Origin of the sequence: Streptomyces sp. CMB-StM0423 (genome assembly GCF_002847285.1) — a bacterium.
GTDB lineage: Bacteria > Actinomycetota > Actinomycetes > Streptomycetales > Streptomycetaceae > Streptomyces.
In genome coordinates this window covers 4,865,049-4,883,388 of record NZ_CP025407.1, presented here as the reverse complement: position 1 = coordinate 4,883,388, position 18,340 = coordinate 4,865,049, and the positions used below count along the sequence as shown (strand labels likewise).

15 protein-coding genes are annotated in these 18,340 nt (G+C 73.0%); 4 read left to right on the top strand and 11 right to left on the bottom strand.

The features are described from left to right. The first annotated feature begins 24 nt into the window (after nt 1–24). The 4 genes from CXR04_RS21335 (at nt 25) to CXR04_RS21320 (ending at nt 6,015) form a co-directional block, all read left to right on the top strand. Nucleotides 25–2,673 carry a helicase-associated domain-containing protein gene (locus tag CXR04_RS21335; RefSeq protein ID WP_101426511.1) on the top strand — a complete coding sequence of 883 codons (2,649 nt, stop codon included), beginning with the start codon at nt 25–27 and terminating at the stop codon, nt 2,671–2,673. Nucleotides 2,674–2,745: 72 nt separating this feature from the next. After that, a complete protein-coding gene (locus tag CXR04_RS21330; protein ID WP_101423930.1) occupies nt 2,746–3,564 on the top strand; it encodes a MerR family transcriptional regulator in 819 nt (272 codons plus the stop codon). A gap of 144 nt (nt 3,565–3,708) precedes the next feature. Next, nucleotides 3,709–4,188 carry an iron chaperone gene (locus CXR04_RS21325; RefSeq protein ID WP_101423929.1) on the top strand — a complete coding sequence of 160 codons (480 nt, stop codon included), beginning with the start codon at nt 3,709–3,711 and terminating at the stop codon, nt 4,186–4,188. A gap of 180 nt (nt 4,189–4,368) precedes the next feature. Continuing rightward, the gene (locus CXR04_RS21320; protein WP_101423928.1) at nt 4,369–6,015 is read left to right on the top strand and encodes a DNA repair helicase XPB; all 1,647 of its coding nucleotides are present in this window, start codon (nt 4,369–4,371) and stop codon (nt 6,013–6,015) included. 100 nt (nt 6,016–6,115) lie between these two features. Here CXR04_RS21320 and CXR04_RS21315 read toward each other — a convergent pair whose 3' ends face one another. The 11 genes from CXR04_RS21315 to CXR04_RS21265 form a co-directional block, all read right to left on the bottom strand. Next, complete coding sequence (locus CXR04_RS21315; RefSeq protein ID WP_101423927.1) at nt 6,116–6,502, bottom strand: hypothetical protein; 387 nt, start codon at nt 6,500–6,502, stop codon at nt 6,116–6,118. A 166-nt stretch (nt 6,503–6,668) separates the two neighbouring features. After that, nucleotides 6,669–7,685, bottom strand: coding sequence for a Gfo/Idh/MocA family protein (locus CXR04_RS21310; protein ID WP_101423926.1), 1,017 nt, complete (start codon nt 7,683–7,685; stop codon nt 6,669–6,671). Between the two features lie 31 nt (nt 7,686–7,716). Further along, nucleotides 7,717–8,670, bottom strand: a complete 954-nt coding sequence (locus tag CXR04_RS21305) for a TIM barrel protein (protein ID WP_101423925.1) — start codon at nt 8,668–8,670, stop codon at nt 7,717–7,719. A 51-nt stretch (nt 8,671–8,721) separates the two neighbouring features. Continuing rightward, nucleotides 8,722–10,233 (bottom strand): CoA-acylating methylmalonate-semialdehyde dehydrogenase, encoded by a 1,512-nt coding sequence (locus CXR04_RS21300; RefSeq protein WP_101423924.1) that lies wholly within the window; start codon nt 10,231–10,233, stop codon nt 8,722–8,724. Between the two features lie 46 nt (nt 10,234–10,279). Further along, complete coding sequence (iolD, locus tag CXR04_RS21295; protein WP_101423923.1) at nt 10,280–12,202, bottom strand: 3D-(3,5/4)-trihydroxycyclohexane-1,2-dione acylhydrolase (decyclizing); 1,923 nt, start codon at nt 12,200–12,202, stop codon at nt 10,280–10,282. Further along, nucleotides 12,199–13,095 carry a 5-deoxy-glucuronate isomerase gene (iolB, locus tag CXR04_RS21290; RefSeq protein ID WP_101423922.1) on the bottom strand — a complete coding sequence of 299 codons (897 nt, stop codon included), beginning with the start codon at nt 13,093–13,095 and terminating at the stop codon, nt 12,199–12,201. Before iolB ends, iolD begins: the two co-directional genes overlap by 4 nt. After that, entirely contained in the window at nt 13,092–13,979 is an 888-nt protein-coding gene (locus CXR04_RS21285) for a Cgl0159 family (beta/alpha)8-fold protein (RefSeq protein ID WP_101423921.1), read from the bottom strand. The genes iolB and CXR04_RS21285 overlap by 4 nt, the downstream gene beginning before the upstream one ends. Before the next feature lie 187 nt (nt 13,980–14,166). Continuing rightward, complete coding sequence (gene iolC / locus CXR04_RS21280; protein WP_267898201.1) at nt 14,167–15,156, bottom strand: 5-dehydro-2-deoxygluconokinase; 990 nt, start codon at nt 15,154–15,156, stop codon at nt 14,167–14,169. 11 nt (nt 15,157–15,167) lie between these two features. Continuing rightward, on the bottom strand, nt 15,168–15,992 hold the full coding sequence (locus tag CXR04_RS21275) for a carbohydrate ABC transporter permease (protein WP_101423920.1): 825 nt from the start codon (nt 15,990–15,992) through the stop codon (nt 15,168–15,170). Further along, nucleotides 15,989–16,891: a carbohydrate ABC transporter permease gene (locus CXR04_RS21270; protein ID WP_101423919.1), complete on the bottom strand. Its 903-nt coding sequence runs from the start codon at nt 16,889–16,891 to the stop codon at nt 15,989–15,991. Before CXR04_RS21270 ends, CXR04_RS21275 begins: the two co-directional genes overlap by 4 nt. Next, on the bottom strand, nt 16,891–18,276 hold the full coding sequence (locus CXR04_RS21265) for an extracellular solute-binding protein (RefSeq protein WP_101423918.1): 1,386 nt from the start codon (nt 18,274–18,276) through the stop codon (nt 16,891–16,893). Before CXR04_RS21265 ends, CXR04_RS21270 begins: the two co-directional genes overlap by 1 nt. Between the last annotated feature and the right edge of the window lie 64 nt (nt 18,277–18,340).

The window sequence follows — 18,340 nt, the reverse complement described above, 5'->3', positions numbered from 1 at the left end:
CCGGCGAGGACTACTGTGGAGCGGATGACGACCGGCAACCCCGCCCGGACCCTCGCCGAGGAGCTCCGCGGCCGACCGGACACCGCGCTGGCCGAGCTGCTCCGCGCCCGGCCCGATCTGCTCACCCCCGTACCGGGTGACCTGACCCAACTCGCCACCCGCGCAGGCACCCGCGCCTCCGTCGTCCGCGCGCTGGAACGGCTCGACCGGTTCACGCAGCAGACCGCACAGGCACTCGCGATCGCGCCCGACCCGTGCCCGTACGACGTGCTGGCCGGGCTGATGGGCGACGAGCCCGGCACCGTGGCCGCGCTGCCGCGCGCCGTCGCGGAGCTGCGGGCGCAGGCGCTGGTGTGGGGGGACGACCAGCGGCTGCGGCTGGTGCGTACGGCGCGGGAGCTGCTGACGCCGCAGGCGTCCGGGTCGGCGACCGGCCTGGGGCCCGCCGCCGCGGAGGTGGCGATGGGCATGTCGCCGGGGCGGCTGCAGCAAGTACTGGCGAACGCGGGGCTGCCGACGACACATGACCCCGTCTCGGCCGTGGAGTCGCTGACGGCGCTCTTCTCCGACCCGAAGCGGATGGCTGACCTGCTGGACCAGGCGCCGGCGGAAGCCGTGACGGTGCTGGGGCGGCTGACGTGGGGCCCGCCGTACGGGACGGTGTCGGCGCAGCCGCCGGCGCACGTGCGGTGGCTGCTGGACCGGGGGCTGCTGCTGCCGACCGCGCCGGGCAGCGTGCTGCTGCCGCGCGAGGTGGCGCTGCACCTGCGCGACGGGCGGGCGCACCGGAGCGTGGCGGCGGTGCCGCCGGAGCCGGTCGCGGCCGGGACGTACGGGATGCGGATCGTCGACGCGACGGCCGCCGGGCAGGCGGCGGTGGCGGTCGAGACGGTCGAGGAGCTGCTCGGCCAGTGGGCGACGGCGAGCCCGCCGGTGCTGCGGGCGGGCGGTCTGGCCGTACGGGACCTGAAGCGGACGGCGACGGCGCTGGACGTCGCGGAGCCGCAGGCGGCGTTCTGGGTGGAACTGGCCTACGGGGCCGGGCTGCTGGCCTCCGACGGGGGGACTGACGAACGGTACGCGCCGACGCCCGCGTACGACGAGTGGCTGGCGCTGCCGGCGGCCGAGCGGTGGGCGGAGCTGGCGGCGGCGTGGCTGGCGGCGACGCGGACGCCGGGGCTGGCCGGCGGCCGGGACGGCAAGGGCCGGGCGCTGTCGGCGCTGGGCGAGGGCCTGGACCGCGGCGCGGCACCGGAGGTGCGCCGCGCGGTGCTGGCGCTGCTCGCGGGGCTCCCGGAGGGCACGGCGGCGACGCCGGACTCGGTGGTGGCCCGGCTCCGCTGGGAACGCCCCCCGCGCGGCGGCCCCGCGGCGGCGGGCGAGGAGGAGGACCTGCGCACGCGGCTGGCCCGCTGGACGCTGGCGGAGGCGGAACTCCTGGGCGTCACGGGCCGCGGCGCCCTGGCCACCCACGGACGCGCCCTGCTGAGCTCCCCGGAGGAGGGCGCAGGCCCACCGCCGGCCCCGCCGGAGGCGGACACCCCCGACGCCGCAACCCCACCTCCCCCGCGCACCCGCCCAAGGGTAGGCAGCCCCTCCGACAACCACCTCGCTCCACCCCCCGCCACCAGCACCGACGCCCCGGAGCGCCCCGCCACCCCCGCCGAAGCCCGTGCCGCCGCGCTCCGGGCCGCAGGGGCGCTCGCGCCGCACCTTCCCCCGCCCGTCGACCACGTGCTGCTGCAGGCCGACCTCACCGCCATCGCCCCCGGCCCCCTCAAGCGCGAACTCGCCGCCGTGCTCGGCGTGCTCGCCGAGGTCGAGTCCAAGGGCGGCGCCACCGTCTACCGCTTCACCCAGGGCTCCGTACGCCGCGCCCTCGACGCCGGACGGTCCGCCGCCGAGCTGCACGACTTCCTCACCGCCCACTCCCGCACCCCCGTGCCGCAGCCGCTCAGCTACCTCATCGACGACGTCGCCCGCAAGCACGGCCGGTTGCGGATCGGCGCCGCCGGCGCGTATCTGCGCTGCGACGACGACGCGCTCCTCGCCGAGATCGTCGCCGACCGGCGCTCCGAGGAGCTGCGGCTGCGCCACCTCGCGCCCACCGTCCTCGTCTCCCCCACCCCGCCCGACGTGCTGCTGGCCCGGCTCCGCGCGATGGGCTACGCGCCCGCCGCCGAGTCGCCCGACGGCGCCGTCCTCATCGCGCGCGCCGCCGCGCACCGCACCCCGCCCCGTACGCCGCCCGCGCCCGTCCCCGACGGCCCGCCCGCCCCCGACACCACCCTCCTCGCGGCGGCCGTCCGCGCCGTACGCGCCGGGGACCGCGCCGCCACCGCTCCCCTCCGGACCCCCCAGGCACCCCAAGACCCACAGGACTCGCAAGCACCCCGGACCCCGCGAGCCCCGAGCACCCCGCAAGCCCCCGGCGGCCTCCCCCGCACCCCCGCCGCCGAGACCCTCGCCGTCCTCCAGGCCGCCGTCCTCGGCAACGCCGCCGTCTGGATCGGCTACGTCAACGCCGACGGCGCCGCCAGCCAGCGCGTCATCGCCCCCGTCCGCGTCGAAGGTGGCTACGTCACCGCGTACGACCACACCGCAGACGAGGTACGCACCTACCCCCTCCACCGCATCACCGGCGCCGCGGAACTCGCCGACGACCCCACCTGAAGCGCCGCGCCGGCAGTACCCGGACGGGCCCTTGACCCTCACACCGTGTCAGCCCCTCCACTAGAGCACGTCATGTTCACCATCGGAGAGTTCGCCCGCCACGGCCGCGTCTCAGTCCGCATGCTGCGCCACTACGACGCCCTCGGCCTGCTGCGCCCCGCCCGCGTCGACGCGCACAGCGGCTACCGCAGCTACGAGGCCGCCCAGCTCAGCCGCCTCAACCGCATCGTCGCGCTCAGGGATCTCGGCTTCAGCCTCGGCCAGATCGGTTCGATACTGGACGAGAAGCTGACCGCCGAGGAGCTGCGCGGCATGCTGCGGCTGCGCCGGGCGGAGCTGGAGACCGCCGCCGCGGCCGCGGTACGGCGGCTCGCCGGGGTGGAGGCGCGGCTCCGTACGATCGAGAGCGAGGGCCGCATGTCCGCCACCGACGTCGTCCTGAAGTCCGTCCCCGCCGTCCGGGTCGCCGAGCTGAGCGGCAGCGCCGCGAGCTTCGAGCCGGCCGACATCGGCCCGGTGATCCAGCCGCTCTACGAGGAGCTGTGCCGCCGCCTCGACGCCGCGGGCGTCGTACCCACCGGCCCCGGCATCGCCTGGTACGAGGACGCCCCCGACGGCACGATCACCGTCCACGCGGGGCTCCAGGCCGGCATCGAGCCTTCGCCGGCGTACGACTTCACGGTCACCGACCTGCCGCCGCTCGACACCGCGGCCACCGTCGTCCACCGCGGCGACATGGACGCCGTGCTGCCGACCGTCCAGGCCCTCGCCGCCTGGATCGACGAGAACGGCTACCGCTCCACCGGCTACGCCCGCGAGCTGTACCTCGAAGTCCACGAGTCCCACGCCGACTGGGTCACCGAACTCCAGGAACCGGTCACCCCCGCCTGACACCCGCCCCCGGCCTGCCCCCGCCCCGCCCGGACGACGCCTTGCACCCGGCGGTCGTCCGGGTGGTCAGTTCTGGAGAAGTCGTCGCCGCTGAATCTCCGTAGGCTGGGATCCGGACCAGGTCAGACCCGGAAAGGTACTGCTATGGCGGACGCGAAGAAGGCGGCCACGGCCGATGGCGGCGAGTCCTACGAGGGCTTCACCGAGGCGGAGATCGCGGCCATGAAGGACCGCGCGAAGGAGATCAAGAAGACCAGGCGCGGCGGCCAGAAGACCGACCCGGTGGCCGAGCTGCTGGAGAAGATCGCCGAGATGCCCGAGTCCGACCGGACCATCGCCGGCAGGCTGCACACCCTCATCACCGAAGCGGCGCCCGAGCTGTCGCCGCGGCTGTGGTACGGGATGCCCGCCTACGCCGCCGGCGCCAAGAACGGCAAGGGCGGAAAGATCGTCTGCTTCGTGCAGGCCGCGGACAAGTTCGGCTCGCGCTACCTCACCCTCGGCTTCAACGACGCCGCGCACCTCGACGACGGCACCATGTGGCCCACCGCCTTCGCCCTCACCGACCTGACGCCCGCCCACGAGAAGACGGTCACCGAACTGGTGAAGAAGGCCATGAGCTGAGCCCCCGGCAGCCGGTCCTCCGGCCACCCGGGCCCCCGCGGCCCGTACCCCCCGGCCGCCGGCGCGCCGCACGCTGTCGCCGCCGCGAGGTAGACTTCCCTGTTTCCCGCGTATCCCCCGGGCCCCCGGGGTCCCCGAACCGGGCGCGGCAGCAGCGGCAGCAGTGGGAGGGAGGTCCGCATGTCCTGCCTGATCGTGCAGTCGGACAAGACGCTCCTGCTGGAAGTGGACCACGAGCTGGCGGAGGAGTGCCGGCGCGCCATCGCGCCCTTCGCCGAGCTGGAGCGCGCCCCCGAGCACATCCACACCTACCGCGTCACCCCCCTCGGCCTGTGGAACGCGCGCGCCGCCGGACACGACGCCGAGCAGGTCGTCGACGCCCTCGTCACCTACTCCCGCTACCCCGTGCCGCACGCGCTGCTCGTCGACGTCGCCGAGACCATGGCGCGCTACGGGCGGCTGACCCTCACCAGGGACCCGGCCCACGGCCTCGTGCTGTCCAGCACCGACCGGCCGGTGCTGGAGGAGATCCTGCGGTCCAAGCGGATCCAGCCCCTGGTCGGCGCCCGGCTCGACGACGACACCGTCGCCGTCCACCCCTCCGAGCGCGGCCAGATCAAGCAGGCGCTGCTGAAGCTCGGCTGGCCCGCCGAGGACCTCGCCGGGTACGTGGACGGGGAAGCCCACCCCATCGCGCTGGTCGAGGACGGCTGGGGGCTGCGCCCGTACCAGAAACAGGCCGTCGAAGGCTTCTGGCACGGCGGCTCCGGCGTCGTCGTGCTGCCCTGCGGGGCCGGCAAGACCCTCGTCGGCGCCGGGGCCATGGCCGAGGCGAAGGCCACCACGCTGATCCTCGTCACGAACACCGTCGCCGCCCGGCAGTGGAAGAGCGAACTGCTCCGCCGCACCTCGCTCACCGAGCACGAGATCGGCGAGTACAGCGGCGCCCGCAAGGAGATCCGCCCGGTCACCATCGCCACGTACCAGGTGCTGACCACCCGCCGCAAAGGCGTCTACCCGCACCTGGAGCTCTTCGACTCCCGCGACTGGGGCCTCATCGTCTACGACGAGGTGCACCTGCTGCCCGCGCCCGTCTTCAAGTTCACCGCCGACCTCCAGGCCCGCCGCCGGCTCGGGCTGACGGCCACGCTCGTACGGGAGGACGGCCGCGAGTCCGACGTCTTCTCGCTCATCGGGCCCAAGCGCTTCGACGCCCCGTGGAAGGAGATCGAGGCGCAGGGCTACATCGCGCCCGCCGACTGCGTCGAGGTGCGGGTGAACCTCACCGACGCGGAACGGCTCGCCTACGCCACCGCGGAGGCCGAGGAGAAGTACCGCTTCTGCGCCACGACCGACACCAAACGCAAGATCGCCGAAGCGCTCGTCGCCCGGCACGCGGGCGAACAGACGCTCGTCATCGGCCAGTACATCGACCAGCTCGACGAGCTGGGCGAGCACCTCGACGCCCCCGTCATCAAGGGCGAGACCACCAACGCCCGCCGGGAGAAGCTCTTCGACGCCTTCCGCAGCGGCGAGATAAGCGTCCTCGTGGTGTCGAAGGTCGCGAACTTCTCCGTCGACCTGCCGGAGGCGACGGTCGCCATCCAGGTCTCGGGCACGTTCGGCTCCCGCCAGGAGGAGGCGCAGCGGCTCGGCCGCGTGCTGCGGCCGAAGGAGGACGGGCACGAGGCGCGGTTCTACTCGCTCGTCGCACGCGACACCATCGACCAGGACTACGCCGCGCACCGGCAGCGGTTCCTCGCCGAGCAGGGGTACGCGTACCGGATCGTGGACGCCGACGACGTCCTCGCCGGCGACGACGCCTGACGGCGGGCCGCGGGCTTCGGGCTGTCGCGTACGGACACCGGGCTTCACGCCCGTCCCGTACGAGGGCGGGCCGCACCCCGTCACCGCGTACGCCGCCGCCTCACGCCGTCGTGTACCCGTACGCCAGCATCGCGTACGTCACCGCCGGCACCGCCAGCGTCCCCAGCACCAGTGCCACCCCCCGCCGCTCCCGCCCCGTCTCCGCCATCCGCCGCCCCACGGACTGCGCGACCGCGCCCGCCACCAGCAGCGTCAGCACCCCCAGGCCAAGACCCGCGGCCGAACCGGCGCTCATCTCCTGGATGCGGTCGCACGGACCCGTATGGTCCGGCGGCGCGCAGTACTCCCGCTCGCCGCGGAACAGCGGGATCATCAGCGCCATCAACGCCGCCGGTAACGCCCCCAGCGCGTACGCCATCTGCCCCAGCGTCGTCGTCACGCCGACCCACGGCGGACGGCTCAGCAGCGGCGGCTCCCCCAGTGACATCCGTACCCCCCTTTGGACACACCTGCTGCCCCAAGGAGACGTGCCGAACGGAGACGGGGTTCCCGCGGCCCGGCCCCTCCCCCCGCAGTGGGGGCCGGGGCCGCGGGAAGCGCGGCGGGCCGGGGACGGTGCCCCGGCCCGGAAAACCGGGCGGCGTGCGTGCCCGTCAGGCGTAGAACGCCGGGCGTTCCACGAGGTTCACGTCCACCACCGCGCCCGTCCGCTGCGCCTCGACCGTCGCCGCCGCGACCGCTGTGGCGGCGTAACCGTCCCAGGCGCTCGGCCCCGTGGCCGCACCCGCGGCCACCGAGTCGGCCCACGCCTGCACCTCCACGTCGAACGCCTCCGCGAAGCGGCCGCCCCACTCCTGGTCGATCTCCGTGCCCACCCGCGCCGCCGCACGCACCTGAGCGCGCGCCGGTTCTGGCAGCCGGATCAGACCCGTCTCGCCGACCGTCTCGCACTGGATGTCGTACCCGTACTGGCAGTTGACGAAGACCTCCAGGTCGATACGGACCCCGCCGGCCGTCTCGAAGAGCATGAACTGCGGGTCCTGCAAGTGCGGGAAGCGGCGCTCCGTGGCGCGCGGCATGATGACCTGCGCGGAGACGATCTCGTCGGCCAGCAGCCAGCGGGCCGCGTCGATCTCGTGCACGCCCGTGTCCTGCGCGGCCATCTCGGTCGTGTACCGCTCGGGCGCCGACCGGTTGCGGTGCGCGCAGTGCATCATCAGCGGCCGGCCGATGCCTCCGTCGGCGATGACGCGCTTCAACTCCCGGTAGCCCGGGTCGTAGCGGCGCATGAACCCGACCTGCACCAGCCGCCGCCCGAACGCCTCCTCCGCGGCCAGCACGCGCAGCGCGTCCTCCGCCGTCGTCGCCAGCGGCTTCTCGCAGAGCACCGGCTTGCCCGCGGCGATCGCGGCCAGTACGTGCTCGGCGTGCGCGGCGTGCCAGGACGACACCAGCACCGCGTCCACGTCGTCCGCGGCGATCAGCGACCCCGCGATATCCGCGGCGTCGGCGACCCGCGCGCCCCCCGCCTCCGCCGCGGCCTTCTCCGCCAGCGCCGCGTCGATGTCGGCGACGGCGCTCACGCGGGCCCCGCTGATGACGCGGCTGATGCGCTCGATGTGCTCGCGGCCGATGGCGCCGGTGCCGACGACTCCGATGCGTACGGTCATGACTTCTTGCTCCTCAGTACTGAGTTCGGCTTCAGCGGGGGCGGCGCGTGCCGCTCAGGCCGACGCCCGCCAGGTAGTCGCGGGTACGGACCGCGATCGGCAGCGGCACCTCCGGCTCGCACGGCCACAGGTCCTGCTCCACCACCACGAACAGCTCCGCGTCCAGGCCGGACAGCGCCTGCACGATGTCCCCCGGGTTGGGCACCCCCGCGGGCGGCTCCACGGCCACGCCGCGGCTGACCGCCTCGGAGAACGACAGGTTCTCGGCCCGGACCTGCTCGATGATCACCGGGTCCATCTGCTTGATGTGGACGTAGCCGATGCGCTCGGCGTAGCGGCGGATGAGATCGAGGTTGTCGCCGCCGCCGTACGCGACATGGCCCGTGTCCAGGCAGAGGTTGGCGTAGCGGGAGTCGGTCGCGTTCAGGAAGCGCTCGATCTCCGGCTGCGTCTGGATGTGGCTGTCGGCGTGCGGGTGGACGACGAGACGGACGTCGTAGTCGTCCAGGAGGATCTTGCCCAGGTCGTCGGCGGCCTTGCCGAGCGCCGTCCACTGCGCGGCCGTCAGCTCCGGCGGCTCGGTGAAGTCGCCGGTCTTCTCGTCGCGGTACAGCGGCGGGATGAGCACGAGGTGGTGCGCGCCGGCGGCGGCGGTCAGCTCGGCGACGCGGCGCACGTTCGCCAGCGTCTCGTCCCACTCGGCGGGGCGGTGCAGGGCGCCGAAGATCGTGCCGCCGGAGACCTGGAGGCCGCGCTCGGCGAGTTCGCCGGCGAGGCGCTGCGGGTCGGTGGGCAGATACCCGTACGGGCCCAGCTCCAGCCACTTGTAGCCGGTCTCGGCCAGCTCGTCGAGGAAGCGCGTGTACGGGACCTGGTGCTCCTCCTCGGGGAACCACACCCCCCAGGAGCAGGGGGCGGAGCCCAGGCACAGATTGCCGGCGGCGGTTCCCGCGGCGGGGCGCGGGGCGCCGGGTGCGTCGGTCATGAGGGTGCGGCCTCTCGGTGGTCGGGGCTCGTGACGGGGTGGGGGGGCGGGTCAGTTGGCGGTCGGGAACGCGAACGCCGCGCCGCGGGCCGCCGGGTTGCCGCCGGCCGGCCAGCGGGTCGTGACGACCTTCGGGCGGGTGTAGAAGCGCACGCCCTCCGGGCCGTGCACGGGGCTGTCGCCGATGAGCGAGTCCTTCCAGCCGCCGAAGGAGTACGCGGCCATCGGCACCGGCACCGGCACGTTGATGCCGACCATCCCGACGTGCACCTCACGCTGGAAGCGCCGGGCCGCGCCGCCGTCGCCGGTGAAGAGCGCCGTGCCGTTGCCGTACGGGTTGGCGTTGATGAGCGCGATCGCCTCGTCCAGGGTGGCGACGCGGATCACCGCGAGCACCGGGCCGAAGATCTCCGTGCGGTACGCGTCCATCGCCGCACTGACGTGGTCCAGCAGCGTCGGCCCGGTGAAGAAGCCCTCCTCGTGCCCGGCGACCTTCAGGTCCCGGCCGTCGACCACGACCGTCGCGCCCTGCGCCGCGGCCGAGGCGACGGCCCCGCTGACGCGCTCCTGCGCGGCGCGGGTGACGAGCGGGCCCATCTCGCTGGCCGGGTCGTCGCCGGGGCCGACGCGCACCGCGCGCGCCTTCCGCTCCAGCACCTCGACCAGCGGCTCCGCCGCGTCCCCGACCGCGACGGCGACGGAGATCGCCATGCAGCGCTCGCCCGCGGAGCCGTAGGCGGCGGCGACGAGCTGGTCGGAGGCGTACTCCAGGTCCGCGTCCGGCAGCACGACGGCGTGGTTCTTCGCGCCGCCGAGCGCCTGGACGCGCTTGCCCGCGGCGGTGCCGCGCTCGTGCACGTAGGTGGCGACGGGCGTGGAGCCGACGAAGGAGACGGCGGAGATGCCGGGGTGGTCGAGGATGGCGTCGACGGCGGTCTTGTCGCCGTGGACGACGTTGAAGACGCCGTCGGGCAGCCCGGCGTCCGCGTAGAACTGGGCGATCAGGTTGGAGGCGGACGGGTCGCGCTCGCTGGGCTTGAGCACGAAGGTGTTGCCGGTGGCGATGGCGATGGGGTGCATCCACAGCGGCACCATCGCGGGGAAGTTGAACGGGGTGATGCCCGCGCAGACCCCCAGCGGCTCACGGAAGGAGAGGACGTCGACGCCGCGCGAGTACTGGTCGGAGAAGCCGCCCTTGAGGGCGTCGGCTATGCCGCAGGCGTACTCGACGACCTCCCGGCCGCGGACGATCTCGCCCCGGGCATCGGAGATGATCTTGCCGTGCTGGGCGGAGATGACGCGGGCCAGCTCGTCCTCGTGCCGGACCAGCAGCTCGCGGAAGGCGAACATGACGCGCATCCGCTGGGACAGCGAGCTGTCGCGCCAGGTGTCGTACGCCTTGGCGGCGGCGCTGACGGCGGCGTCGACGTCGGCGGTCTCGGCGAGCAGGACGCGGGCCTGCTCGCGTCCGGTGGCGGGGTCGTAGACGGGGGCGGTGCGGGCGGAGGTAGCCGAAACGGACGCAGCAGCGCCGCCGGCGATCCAGTGCTCGATCGTGTGCATGAGGGTCTCGCTTAACTTGCCGGGGAAGTACGGGGGTTGCTGGCTGTCAGAGGTACGGGCGTTGGGCGCGCTTGCCGTCGCGGTACTCCTCGTACGCCTTGCGCGTGGACTCCAGCTCGGAGACCTCACTGACCGGCACGTCCCACCACGCGGAACTCGGCGGGTTGGGCCCGGTCAGGTCGGTGACGACGTGCACCACCGTGGTGCGTTCCGCCTCCTTGGCCCGGACGAAGGCGTCCCGGAACTCCGCCACCGTCGTCGCCCGCAGCACGTTCGCGCCGAGGCTCGCCGCGTTCGCCGCCAGGTCCACCGGCAGCGGCCCGCCGTCCAGCTCGCCGGTGTCGGGGTTGCGCCCCGCGTACCGGGTGCCGAAGCGCTGCGAGCCCAGCGACTCCGACAGCGCGCCGATGGACGCGAAGCCGCCGTTGTCGACGAGGACGACGATCAGCTTCAGCCCCTCGGAGACCGCCGTGACGATCTCCTGGGAGAGCATCAGGTACGAGCCGTCGCCGACGAGGACGACGACCTCGCGGTCGGGGGCGGCGAGCTTCACGCCGAGTCCGGCGGCGATCTCGTAGCCCATGGTGGAGTAGGCGTATTCGACGTGGTACGCCTTCGGGTCCCGGGCCCGCCAGAGGGCCTGGAGGTCGCCGGGCATGGAGCCGGCGGCGTTGATGACGACGTCGCTGTCGCCGGCCAGGTCGTTGACGGCGCCGAGGATCTCGGTCTGCGCGGGCGGCGGGCCGTGGCCGCGCCCGGGGTGGTAGACGGCGTCGGTGGTGCGGCGCCAGGCGTCGGCGAGTTCGTGTACGCGCGCCCGGTGGGCGTCGTCGGCCTGCCAGTCGGCGAGTTCGGCGTCGAGCGCTTCGAGGCCCGCGCGGGCGTCCGCGACCAGCGGCTCGGCGGCGTGCTTGACGGCGTCGAGGCGGGCGACGTTGAGGTTGACGAACGCCACGTCGGGGCGGGCGAAGACGGTGCGGCTCGCGGTGGTGAAGTCGCTGTAGCGGGTGCCGACGCCGAGGACCACGTCGGCCTCGGCGGCCAGCGCGTTGGCGGCGGCGGTGCCGGTGGAGCCGAGCGCGCCGACGGCCGAGGGGTGGTCCCAGGGCACGGCGCCCTTGCCGGCGTGGGTGTCGGCGACGGGGATGCCGGTGCGCAGCGCGAAGGCGCGCAGTTCCTCCCACGCCTCGGAGTACACCGCGCCGCCGCCGGCGACGAGCAGCGGCCGGCGGGCGCCGCGGAGCAGCGTGACGGCGCGGGCCAGCGCGGCGGGCTCGGGTGCGGGGCGGGGCACGTGCCAGACGCGGCGGCGCAGGAACGCCACGGGCCAGTCGTACGCCTCGGCCTGTACGTCCTGCGGCAGCGCGAGGGTGACGGCGCCGGTCTCCGCGGGGTCGGTGAGCACCCGCATCGCGGCGAGCGCGGCGGGGATGAGCTGCTCGGGGCGTTCGACGCGGTCGAAGTAGGCGGAGACGGGCCGCAGTGCGTCGTTGACGGTGATGTCGCCGTTGCGGGGGTCTTCCAGTTGCTGGAGCACCGGGTCGGCGGCGCGGGTGGCGAAGACGTCGCCGGGGAGGAGGAGGACCGGCAGGCGGTTGGTGGTGGCGAGGGCGGCGCCGGTGACCATGTTGGTGGCGCCGGGGCCGATGGAGGAGGTGCAGGCGTAGGTCTGGAGGCGGTTGGCCATCTTCGCGTAGGCGGTGGCGGAGTGGACCATGGCCTGCTCGTTGCGGGCGAGGTGGTACGGGAGGTCCGCTTCGCCGGTACGGGCGGCCTGGAGCAGCGCCTGGCCGACGCCGGCGACGTTGCCGTGGCCGAAGATGCCCCACATGCCGGGGATGAGGCGGTGTTCGACGCCGTCGCGTTCGCTGTACTGGCCGGCCAGGAAGCGCACCAGCGCCTGGGCGGTGGTGAGCCTGACGGTCTCGCCGTCCTTGGTGCTCGTCGCGTCGCTCGTCGCGTCGGTCATCGCGTCCCTCCTCCGAACGGCAGCCTCGGGTCGGTGTCCTGGTCGTCCCAGGTGCTGCGGATCCAGCCGTGTGCCGGGTCGTCGCAGATGAGCCAGGCCCGTTCGGCGCCGGGTCCTGCCATGACGTTCAGGTAGTAGAGGTCGTAGCCGGGTACGGCCATGGAGGGGCCGTGCCAGCCGTGCGGGATGAGCACGGTGTCGCCGGTGCGTACCTCGGCGAGTACGTCCAGCGGCCGTTCCGCGGTGCCGTAGACGCGCTGGTACGCCATGCCGGGGCCGCCGCCGGGGCCTTCCGCGACCTCGAAGTAGTAGATCTCCTCCAGCTCGCTCTCCTCGCCGGGGCGTGCCTCGTCGTGCTTGTGCGGCGGGTAGGAGGACCAGTTGCCGCCGGGGGTGAGTACCTCGCAGACGAGGAGCCGGTCGGCGTCGAAGGTCTGGGGGAGGCAGTAGTTGTGCACTTCGCGGCTGCAGGTGCCGGCGCCGCGCAGTTCGACGGGTACGCCGGCGGCGGGCCCGTAGCGTACGGGCAGGCGGCGTTCGCAGCGGGCGGAGGGCAGGGCGAAGCGGCCGCCGCCGGGGCTGGTGATGCGGACGTCGGTGTCGCGGGGGACGTAGGCGAAGTCGGTGGGCTCGCCGAAGACGCCGGGGCGGCCGGTGAGTTCGAGGCTCAGGCCGTCGGCTTCGACGGTGCAGCCGCCGGCCAGGGGGAGCACGAGGTGTTCGGCGTCGCCGGTGGCGAGGGTGTGGCTCCGGCCGGGGGCGAGTTCGAGGATGCGCAGGCCGGAGTAGCCCCAGCCGGCGGTCCCTGGGGTGATGTCCGTACGGTACGGGCCGGAGGCGGCGGCGCCGCCGGGTACGTACAGCTCGCCGTTGGTGTCGTTGGCGCCGTTCACAGCAGGCTCACCGCCCGGTCGACGGCCCCGCTGACGTCGCCGTCGGCGGGGTAGAGCAGCGAGCGGCCCACGACGAGCCCTTGCACGCCGGGCAGCCGCAGGGCGCCGCGCCAGGCGTCGAAGACGGCGCGCTGGCCGTCCGCGCCGCCGACGTCGCCGCCGAGGAGGAGCACGGGCAGGGTGGTGGCGGCGACGACGCGCTCCATGTCGGGGACGACGGGCAGCTTGAGCCAGGTGTAGGCGCTGCGCCGGCCGAGCCCGGAGGCGATGGAGACGGACTTGACGACGGCGTCGGGGGTGAGGTCGTTGCGTACGCGGCCGTCGTGCCAGCGGGAGAGGAAGGGTTCGACCATGGCGATGAGGCGCCGGTCGGCGAGGGCGTCGACGGCGCGGGCGCTGGATTCGAGGGTGGCGGCGGTGGCGGGGTCGTCGAGGGCGATGCGGGTGAGCATCTTGCCGCCGTCGAAGCCCATGGCGGCGATGGTTTCCGCGTCGTAGCCGGTGAAGCGGTCGTCTATCTCGAAGGCGGAGCCGGCGAGGCCGCCGCGGTTCATGGAGCCGAAGACGGACTTGCCGTCGAGGACGCCGAGGAGCAGGAGGTCTTCGAGGATGTCGGCGGTGGCGAGGACGCCGGTGACGCCGGGGCGTTCGAGGGCGAGGCAGAGCCGTTCGAGGAGGAGTCCGCGATCGGCCATGGCGTGGGCGTCGCCGCCGACGGCGTTGGCCCCGCGGGCGGGGTGGTCGGCGGCGATGATCATGGCCCGGCCCGGGTCGCCGTCGCCGAGGGGCGAGGCCGCGGGGCGGCGGGCATCTGCCGCGGCGGCGATGGCTTCGGGGTTGTGGACGCGGGTGGCGGTGAGGTCGCCGGTCTTGTCAACGGTCATGCCTGGGTCTCCGGGGAGTGGGCGCGTGCGCGGGTGGGTGCGGTCATGGCTGCGGTGCGGACTTCGATCGTCGCACTGCTCGACCTTGTACGCCGCGTACGCTGCGTGCGCGTGCTGTCACTGGGGCGGCCTACCCTTGGGCGGGTGCGTGGGGGAGGTGCGCGGCGTGGGGGGCGTGCGGGTGGGGTCACGCCCGGGTCTCCACTGCGCGCAGCCTGGCCTCCACCTGTGCCGCCGTGGGCATCGCGTCGGAGCACGCGAGTTGGCCCGCCACGTGGGCTCCGGCGGCGTTGGCGAAGGCGATGGTGCGATCCAGTTGCCAGCCTTCCAGCATGCCGTGGATGAGGGCGCCGCCGAAGGCGTCGCCGGCGCCGAGGCCGTTGACGACCTCGACGGGCACGGGGGGTACTTCGGCTTCCGCGCCGTCGCGGTGGACGGCGAGGACGCCGCGGGGGCCCTGTTTGACCACGGCGAGTTCGACGCCCGTCGCCAGCAGGGCCCGCGCGGCGGCACGCGGTTCCCGCTCCCCCGTCGCGACCGCGCACTCCTCCAGGTTGCCGACGGCGACCGTGGCGTGGGCCAGCGCCTGCTGGTACAGCCCGCGGGCGAGTCCGTCGGCGGACGCGCCCGCGCCCTCGGGCCAGAACATGGGGCGCCAGTCGAGGTCGAAGACGGTGTGTGCCGCCCGGCCCCGGGCTTCGAGTGCCGCGAGCGTCGCGGCCCTGGAAGGTTCTTCGCTGAGTCCGGTGCCGGTCATCCAGAACACCCGGGCGGCGCGTACGGCGTCCATGTCCAGTTCGTCGGCCGTGAGGTCCAGGTCGGGTGCCTTGGGGTAGCGGTAGAAGTAGAGCGGGAAGTCGTCCGGCGGGAAGATCTCGCAGAACGTGACGGGTGTGGGAAGTGCCGGTGAGGTGCCGACGAAGTCGGTGCCGACCCCGTATCCGCGCAGCGCGTCGCGGATGAAGGTGCCGAAGGGGTCGGCGCCCGTCTTCGTGATCACCGCCGCGCCGTGCCCGTAGCGGGCGGCGGCGACGGCGACGTTGGTGGCGCTTCCGCCGAGGTATTTGCCGAAGGTGCTGACCTCCGCGAGGCTGACGCCGGTCTGGAGTGGATAGATGTCCACTCCGACGCGCCCCATGGTCACCACGTCGTACGGCTTCGGCTTCGGCACTGCCACTCCCAACTCTCTTACTCCTTCACTGCTCCGGTGAGCATTCCCTCGATGAACCGCCGCTGCAGCGCTATGTAGACGACGACCACGGGCAGTGCGATGAGCACGGCCGCGGCGGCGAGCAGCGAGGTGTCGGAGGTCTGCTGTCCCTGGAAGAAGGCCAGGCCCAGCGGTACGGTGCGCAGTCCTTCCTCGCTGATCATGACCAGGGCCATGAGGAACTCGTTCCAGGTCCACATGAAGGTGATGACGATCATGGTGGTGATCGCCGGCCGCCCCATGGGGACGAGGACCCGCCACAGCGTCGTGAAGCTGTTCGCGCCGTCGACGCGGGCGGCTTCCACGACGGATTGTGCGCTGTTGCGGAAGTAGGTCCGCATCCAGAACACGCCGAACGCGAGGGACTGCGCGGTCTGCGGCAGGATCAGCGCCCAGTACGTGTCGGTGATCTCGTAGTGCCGCAGGTCGAAGTAGAGCGGTACGACCAGCGCTTCCTGCGGCAGCGTGAGGCCGATGACGAACACGTAGAAGAGGACGTTGGAGCCGGGGAAGCGCATCACCCCGAAGGCGTACGCGGCCAGGATCGACAGGACGGTCGCGACGGTGACCACGACCACGGCCACCAGGATCGAGTTCCCGAGGTACCTGCCGAAGTTGCCCTGGCTCCAGGCGTCGGAGAAGTTGCTCCAGCTCAGGCCGCCTTCGGGCAGCGAGAATCCGGTGTCGAGGGAGCCCTTTTCGCCGAACGCGGTCGACAGGATGCCGATGACGGGCGTCAGGGAGATGACGGCGAAGATCGACAGGATGCCGTACGTGAAGGTGCGTTCGATCTTGGTGCTCATGAGCGCCGCCCTTCGACGAGCCGGGAGACCGTGACGGTCAGGGTGAAGATCAGCACGGTGAGCGCGACGCCCACGGCGGCGGCGGAACCGACCTGGTTCAGCTCGAAGGCGCGGTGGTAGACCTCGTACGCCGGCACGGAGGTGGCCTCGCCGGGCCCGCCGCTCGTCATGACGTAGATGAGGTCGAAGTTGCGCAGTCCGGCGACGATCGTCAGGGTCAGCGCGACGGCTATCTCGGCGCGCAGCGCCGGCAGCGTGACGGCGAAGAACTCGCGGAACGCGCCCGCGCCGTCCAGCCGTGCGGCCTCGTACAGCTCCTTGGGGATGCGCTGGGCACCGGCGAGGAAGAGGACGAGACACAGACCGGTCATGACCCAGGTGCCGACGATGCCGACGGCGGGCAGTGCCCAGTCGTAGTCGCCGAGCCAGGGCCGGGCCAGGGAGTCCAGGCCCACGGCCCGCAGTACGTCGTTGAGGAGCCCGTCGGGCGCGAGTATGGACTGCCACGCGACGCCGACGACGACCATCGCCAGCACCTGCGGCAGGAACAGCACGGTGCGGAAGAAGGTCATGCCCCGCACCCGTATTCGCGACATGGCGGCCGCGAGGAGCAGGCCGATGCAGACGGGGAGCACCGAGTAGAAGATCAGCAGTATGAGTGCGTGCCCGAAGGGGGCCCGCAGGGACGGGTCGGTGAATATGTCGGAGTAATTGGAGAACCCGGCGGAGGTGGCCCGGGTGAGGCCGTCCCAGTGCAGGAACGACAGCCACACGGACTGCCCGAAGGGGACGAGCAGGAACAGCGCGTAGATGACGAGCGCGGGCAGGACGTACAGGTATCCGACCGCGCGTGGTTCGCCCGGCGCGCGGCGGCCGTAGCCGGCGGTGAGGGACTTCATCACGACCCCGCAGGCTCGGAGCCGGCGCCGTCGCCGCGCTGCTTCTCCATGAACGGCCCGTAGTCGTCCTGGAGCTTCTGCGCGAAGCCGTCGGGCGACGTCTTGCCGGCGATGAGGTCCTGGAGCCCGGCGGAGACGGTGTCGTAGAACGTCGGCGTCGAGTAGTCCAGGTACGGGACGAGGCCGTCGTCGGCGTTCAGCCGCTTCCAGGCGGCGATCATCTGGCCGTCGGGGCTCTCGGGGTCGACTTCGTCGGCCGCCTTGCCGGGTACGGCCGGCAGGACGCCGTTCTCCGTCATGACGTCGGCGGCGTGCTCGTTGGTGATGAAGTCGAGGTACGCGGCGGCGACGTCGGGGTGCGCGGACTTGGACGTGACGGACCACGACAGGCCCTGGCCGCCGGTGGTGGTCGGGTTGCCGCCCTGGGAGGCGGGCGGCGGCGCCATGACGCCGAGGTTGTCGCCCATGGGCTTCTTCAGGTCCGCCTGCAGCCAGGTGCCGGCGATCAGGTACCCGCCGTCGCCGTTGGCGAACTGCTTGTAGGAGTCGTCGTAGCCGCGGCCGTTGGCGTCCTTGGGCAGGTAGCCCTTGTCGATCCAGTCGGCGAGTTCGGCAGCGGCGTCCTTCGTGTACGCGTTGTCGAAGCCGTCGCCGCGGCCGAGCACGGTGTCGCGCGCCTCGGCGGCGCCGTGCTGGTCCTGGAGCACGCCGAAGTTGTGGATGGCGGGCCACTGGTCGAGGTTGCCGAACTGGATGGGCAGCTCGCCCTTCTCCTTGAGGGTGGCGAGGCTGTCCGTGAACTCCTTCCAGGTCTTCGGCGGCTGGATGCCCGCGTCGGCCAGCTTCTCCTTGTTGTAGTAGACGCCGATGAACTCGCCGGTCTGGGAGATGCCGTAGAGGCGGCCGGTGCCGAACTGCTTGCCGTCGGCGGAGACCCGGTTGAGGTTGAGCAGGGTGTTGGGGTAGCGCGTGTTCCAGTCGTAGACGCCCGCGTAGTTGTCGAGCGGCATGAGCAGCCCGGCCTTCACGAACGCGACCATGTCGGGGTAGCCCTGATTGGCCTGCACGATGTCGGGCGGCTTGTTGCCGGACAGGGCGAGCTTCAGCGTCGTCTTGAGGTCGTCGAAGCTCCGGGAGACCCGCTTGATCTTGACGTTCGGGTACTTCTCCTGGAACTCCTTGTTGAGCTGCTCGATCTCGGCGTTGGTGCCGCCGCGGACCTCCTGGTCCCATACGGTCAGCGTCACGTTCCCCGCCTTCGCCGGGTCCGGTACGCCGCCCGCGCCACCGGCGCCCCCGCCATCGACGGCGCCGGAGCCGTCGGTGCCGGGCACGCAGCCGGCGGCTATCACGGCAAGTCCCGCGGCGAGCGCGGCGGGCGCCATGGCCCTCGGCCGGGTCCGCCGTCTACCGCCGCCCTTGTTGCGCAATCCCATCAGAACTCCTTCG

Bases quoted from the DNA above. Each gene is read 5' to 3' on its own strand.
- CXR04_RS21335 (WP_101426511.1), top strand. From the start codon at position 25: ATGACGACCGGCAACCCCGCCCGGACCCTCGCCGAGGAGCTCCGCGGC.
- CXR04_RS21330 (WP_101423930.1), top strand. From the start codon at position 2,746: ATGTTCACCATCGGAGAGTTCGCCCGCCACGGCCGCGTCTCAGTCCGC.
- CXR04_RS21325 (WP_101423929.1), top strand. From the start codon at position 3,709: ATGGCGGACGCGAAGAAGGCGGCCACGGCCGATGGCGGCGAGTCCTAC.
- CXR04_RS21320 (WP_101423928.1), top strand. From the start codon at position 4,369: ATGTCCTGCCTGATCGTGCAGTCGGACAAGACGCTCCTGCTGGAAGTG.
- CXR04_RS21315 (WP_101423927.1), bottom strand. From the start codon at position 6,502: ATGTCACTGGGGGAGCCGCCGCTGCTGAGCCGTCCGCCGTGGGTCGGC.
- CXR04_RS21310 (WP_101423926.1), bottom strand. From the start codon at position 7,685: ATGACCGTACGCATCGGAGTCGTCGGCACCGGCGCCATCGGCCGCGAG.
- CXR04_RS21305 (WP_101423925.1), bottom strand. From the start codon at position 8,670: ATGACCGACGCACCCGGCGCCCCGCGCCCCGCCGCGGGAACCGCCGCC.
- CXR04_RS21300 (WP_101423924.1), bottom strand. From the start codon at position 10,233: ATGCACACGATCGAGCACTGGATCGCCGGCGGCGCTGCTGCGTCCGTT.
- iolD (WP_101423923.1), bottom strand. From the start codon at position 12,202: ATGACCGACGCGACGAGCGACGCGACGAGCACCAAGGACGGCGAGACC.
- CXR04_RS21285 (WP_101423921.1), bottom strand. From the start codon at position 13,979: ATGACCGTTGACAAGACCGGCGACCTCACCGCCACCCGCGTCCACAAC.
- CXR04_RS21275 (WP_101423920.1), bottom strand. From the start codon at position 15,992: ATGAGCACCAAGATCGAACGCACCTTCACGTACGGCATCCTGTCGATC.
- CXR04_RS21270 (WP_101423919.1), bottom strand. From the start codon at position 16,891: ATGAAGTCCCTCACCGCCGGCTACGGCCGCCGCGCGCCGGGCGAACCA.
- CXR04_RS21265 (WP_101423918.1), bottom strand. From the start codon at position 18,276: ATGGCGCCCGCCGCGCTCGCCGCGGGACTTGCCGTGATAGCCGCCGGC.